The 623-nt window shown below is 56.5% G+C and carries 2 protein-coding genes; both read right to left on the reverse strand.

All coding sequences use genetic code 11. The features are described from left to right. A partial coding sequence (gene tnpB, locus IFT53_RS24250; RefSeq protein ID WP_192068471.1) for an IS66 family insertion sequence element accessory protein TnpB occupies positions 1 to 157 on the reverse strand: 157 nt, incomplete at its 3' end. Beyond that, positions 154 to 540: an IS66-like element accessory protein TnpA gene (gene tnpA / locus IFT53_RS23545; RefSeq protein ID WP_192068472.1), complete on the reverse strand. Its 387-nt coding sequence runs from the start codon at positions 538 to 540 to the stop codon at positions 154 to 156. The genes tnpA and tnpB, both read right to left, overlap by 4 nt. Positions 541 to 623: the final 83 nt, after the last annotated feature.

Below are 623 nucleotides of genomic sequence, written 5' to 3' on the forward strand. Positions count from 1 at the left end.
GGTCTGCCTTGCGAGACCTGAACACGAAGACTGTTCCGGTGAACGGGTCCTTGTGAAGCTCGTTCTTCACCAGCGCTGCCAAGCCGTCATGCCCTTTGCGGAAATCTACAGGTTTGGTGGCCACCATGATCCGAACGCGGTTCGACGGAAAGATCATGTCGTCGCCATCAATGCGCGAGTGATGGCAGCAATCCGTGTGGCGGACGCTCCTTCCTCAAGACGGATCGTGACGGGACCGAGGACGATCTCGGGGCGACTAACCGTGTTCGGCGGCGGTTCAGAAACTGGCGGATCAACGATCAAAGCTGCGAACTCTACCGTATCTTCCGGTTCCGGCAGGAGCAGCTTGCCCTGCCGCGCCATCGTCCGCCAGGTGGAAAGGCTGTTGGCTCTCAATCCATAGCGCTGCGCAACTTCATTGACCTTCGTGCCGGGCCTCAAACTTTCCGAAACAATCTTCGCCTTGATCTCATCCGGCCAATGTCGCTGAACCCCACGTCCAACCTTATCAGTTGTGAGAAACTCAAATGAGGTCTCCATCGAGAAACTCCCGCTCTTTATCCATGAAAACTCGATCACAGATCAAACGCCGAAGGGCAACGTGGGAGCGGAACACCGGTTAC

The sequence above is a fragment of the Rhizobium sp. CFBP 13644 genome (assembly GCF_014842165.1).
In the GTDB taxonomy this organism is placed as follows: domain Bacteria; phylum Pseudomonadota; class Alphaproteobacteria; order Rhizobiales; family Rhizobiaceae; genus Agrobacterium; species Agrobacterium tumefaciens_C.

Bases quoted from the DNA above. Each gene is read 5' to 3' on its own strand.
- tnpA (WP_192068472.1), bottom strand. From the start codon at position 540: ATGGAGACCTCATTTGAGTTTCTCACAACTGATAAGGTTGGACGTGGG.